The organism is Halomonas sp. 3D7M, assembly GCF_014897885.1.
GTDB lineage: Bacteria > Pseudomonadota > Gammaproteobacteria > Pseudomonadales > Halomonadaceae > Vreelandella.
In genome coordinates this window covers 1-3,982 of the sequence record NZ_JABUZF010000274.1, presented here as the reverse complement: position 1 = coordinate 3,982, position 3,982 = coordinate 1, and the positions used below count along the sequence as shown (strand labels likewise).

The following is a 3,982-nucleotide window of genomic DNA, read 5'->3' as shown; positions in this document are numbered from 1 at the left end:
GATTAATTTTGAATAAGCACTTAATAGCATAGCGTGGTAATACGGATACTCGCTTTACCGGCCATAACTTATCTATTTGCTTGGTAGCTCTTTGGATGTCAGATGTCGATGCTAAAGCCAAGTAGCAAATTTCTTCAGCAATATGCTGCTTAAATTTAGCCAAGAAGGTTTTTTGCGGTAGGTGATACCACTGTGCAGTACCCTGCTCAAATGCGTTAAAGTAACTACTGTCGCGGCCTCGCTGGCCTCCCAGTGCAACTGTCATAGTTAGGTCAGGATAAAGAACTTGGCGCATACCGTAATAAGGTATACGCGCTGCTTCCTGCATATATAAACGCTCTGCCATACCAGCTATAGGGTAAATGGTTTCATCATGCTGCGCAGTTTTGCTGCTTGGGGCTGTACCGATTTGCGCCTGCAAAAAGTCAAGCAACCACTTGTGACCACAGTAGCTGTTCTCGGTTTGCGAAGGTAAAAGAGCAAACGCGCCTATGCTGACCTATTCAATCGCATCAGCATATGGGTTAGTGTCATTAACTTGATCAAAAAAACCTGGGTACAAAGCAAAGGCACCAAATACTGGCCGGCTTTTCTTCTGGAGTTTGGCTGCAGTGTAGTCATTTGATTTCTGAGTCTTGTTATCGGGTACAGACAAGCGAATTAACGCATCCCGATAACGGTGCATTTGATTAATAGCATCGTCGGGTACGTAATCTGTTTGCGAAATATTTTCTTCGCTGTTGTCAAAACGATTTTTATTAGTTTTAATGCGGTATTTCGCATCGAATAACCAGATAAACTGCTGCTCTTCGTCTGAACCATCCGTCTTGGGCAAGGTGACTTCTAATACAATATCTGGTTCTTGGTTTACCAAGTAAGAACGAATGGACAGCCCTTTGTTGGTGAACTTTGGTTCATGAGCCAGCCTTGCCGTGACACCATCATCGCGTTTAAATTGAAATGCACCGGCGAAACCATCTTTTAGCTGATATTCGAAAAACTCATTTTGTGACAATGTTGCTATGCTATTGCTGACTAATTCAAAGCCAAGATTCTGCTCTAAAATCTGTTTCAGACACAGAAAACACCATACCTCATAAATTTCGGCCACCGATTTCATTGAAATGCTCGACTGATTGCCAAACACATCCAAATAAAACCTCAGTTCTTGCCACACTCGGTATACCGCGCTGTACCCTGTTTTTTGTTGCAGCACAAGAGATTCATGGCTTAGACCACCGTAAGCACTTACCTCTTTTAAGAAGCTTAGATTCAGAACCTTTTGTATCGGTAGTTGCCAGCTATGCAGTTCATTTAAAAAAAAATTCGATAAGCGTTGGCGTTCTGGTGCTTGATTGCTAGCACGCAGCGTAGCCTCAAACTTGGCCAGTTGTCGTTTACACTGGGTAACCGCCATCTTAATAAAACGGTTTTCAGGTGTATCTACGCTAAGCTGCTTCTTCTCTACCCGATAACGTTTATCATATTGACCATTGGCAAAGTCTCGCTTAACTTGCTCAGCGAGCCTGTAGGGTAGGCGCCCTTTTAATTTTGCCGCCTTAACATTGGAAATTGTTGGTTGTAAACGGCTATGCGGGGCAGCACAGATTAACTTTAGGCCTTGTTCAAAGCGTTCCCTTAAAGCAGCAAAGTTGGCCAGCCACATCAGTGGAAAGTGCCCTCGTTGTTTGCTGGCTGCTGCATCTTGCTCGGTTTTTTCTACCAAGCTAAAGCGCCAAAGCGGGTAAACAGCATCAATTGCCTGGTACATGGCTGGTAAATCGTGATGTAGCGCCATCTTGGTAGGCAACACTTCAAAAGCAATATGCTGTGTGTGGGTTTTACCTTCTGCCTCAAATGATAGTGGTAAGCGCATCCAGCCAACATCATTGCCAGTATTAATGGTGCCTGTTAAACGTGCGGGAATAGGCCCCCGTTGTTTGGCAAAGCGAAACGCTTCGCTGACGCTTTGGCTACGATGTACCAAGTATGCATCGGATACGGCTTGCAAGAACACCCATTCAAACTGATATTGAGTATTTTCAAAAAACAAAGGTGTATTTAAAGTGAATGTTGAGCATTTTTCAGGCGCAGTGACACTTGTCGCCAAAACAGTTTGTGCATGGCTGTTATCAAGTTCAAGGCTACTGTTCTGCTCATCAATAACTGCGATATCAACAAGTTCAACTTCTGGGGCAAAGCGAAGGGCTGCATCGCTCTCTGCATACTCAAGCGTTAGGCTGGCTCTTTCGGCCACAGTGGCCTGATACACTTTTGCGCGCGCGCTGATATCGTTAGCCCAAACCGAAAACTCAAAATCAGGTGTTTGTAATCGTATTAACTCAGGCATTCCTCGCCACTCCTTTCGCTTTACCTCTACCGTGCTTAGCGTTACAGCCAAAAATCACGGCCAGAAACTCGTAAACGTCACGCTATCCAAGCGTTGTTTCATCCATGAGAGCTTACCTTTTGAGCGACAAGCAATGCGCAGTACTTTCTCGTCTTCTGTTGCTTCTACGTCCAGTGCTTGTTCTCTATACAGATCGGGTCGCTGATGGGCCGAATCATTATTGTCATCAGCATTCCAGATAGGCGACAATTGCTCCGTCAATACGTTATTCAGCTCCGCCAACATATCTCCACCTGCTGCTGTAGTTAGCTTATCGCTATCTCCTTCAATCCTAGGCAGTACTTTACACATCATAAAATCATCCCATACGGCTTTCAGGGTTAGCTCGTCCTGTGGCTGGGTGCTGACTACGGCCAGTAATAACTCATTAAGTGCACGGTAGGCCAATTCAAACGGGGTGGTCTTCAATACCGTATTCACGGCACTCAAAAATGCCAATGTTTGCGATCCATCGGCATCACAGGTATTGGCTAAATCATCTTTTCGCGCTTGTGACCAAATAGGGTAACCGAGTGATTTGTTATGACTGGTTGGAGCAAAGAAAGTATCGTAATCATTGGGGAAAAATTCACCAAAATCAAAGCTTAGGGCGCGATCGATTACTTTGCGCGAAAAGCCATGGGTGGTTTCATCCATATTAACCGTGCCAGCAACCATTAAGTTGAATGGAATTGCTAAGCCATACTGACAGATTAGCTGCCAAAGATCGTCGTAGTCTGGTAACTCAAAGCCCAAATCGACTCTTAATTTATCCGTATCCGCAACGGCGCTAATCGTAGCAGGCTTTAATAATGCATCGCTGCTGTAAATGAAGGTATCTTCATCCCAATCCCATTCACGGGTTTCGAGCACCGATAGGTAATCGGCAAAATACTGCTCAACAGGTGCAAGATTCATTTCATCTAAGCATAGCCAATAGGGCAACACGGCTTGTAGAGCACCACGGTCACCACTGACCACCAGACGCTCGCCATGGTCATCACTATTTTGTACATCAATCGTTAAGTTACTATCGGCGATGGCACGCCAGGCTTTGGCAATAAATTGAAGTACATCTGTAGTAATATATTCCGCCTGGCCGCTACTCGAGAGTCGAGAAATATACCCCAATAGATCACTCGGTTCATGCCAATCAGGGCGCACCGAAGTTAAACAATAGGTTTCATTAAATTGGCCCGTGGATTTTGCCTGCTCACGAACAAAGCGGGTTTTGCCAGTTCCTGAGATACCAGCCAGGAGTAGGAAGGGTTTGGGCAGAGAAGAAAGAGTGGTATTGTTTTTATATTTCAGAAACTCTGCTAATTTTTTACAAGCACCACTATACATCGAATTATCATTCTTATCTGCCTGCAACCAATCATTTATTTTCTTTAATTCATTAAGTGTATTTAGTACTTGTTTGTGGTTTAGTTTATAAAGATTTTCTTCGTTTATATTAATTCTAGATAAATATTTGTTACAAAAGGTGATTCCTGTTTCCGAATAAGATGACGCAGTTTTTTCAGGTAAGCCATTTTTTACCATCCAAATTCTGAAAGATTCTTTTATGTTCTCATTGTTTATTACCCCTGA

General features: G+C 43.8%; 3 protein-coding genes. All 3 read right to left on the bottom strand.

Annotated elements, in window-relative coordinates:
- Nucleotides 1-433 (bottom strand): hypothetical protein (locus INT22_RS21650; RefSeq protein WP_226912950.1); only part of this gene is annotated, 433 nt, incomplete at its 3' end.
- 66 nt (nucleotides 434-499) lie between these two features.
- Complete coding sequence (locus INT22_RS19725) at nucleotides 500-2,350, bottom strand: restriction endonuclease-like protein (RefSeq protein ID WP_226912949.1); 1,851 nt, start codon at nucleotides 2,348-2,350, stop codon at nucleotides 500-502.
- Nucleotides 2,351-2,404: 54 nt separating this feature from the next.
- Nucleotides 2,405-3,982 (bottom strand): McrB family protein (locus INT22_RS19720; RefSeq protein ID WP_446718970.1); only part of this gene is annotated, 1,578 nt, incomplete at its 5' end.

Coding starts and splice junctions, on each gene's coding strand:
- INT22_RS19725 (WP_226912949.1), bottom strand. CDS start 2,350: ATGCCTGAGTTAATACGATTACAAACACCTGATTTTGAGTTTTCGGTT.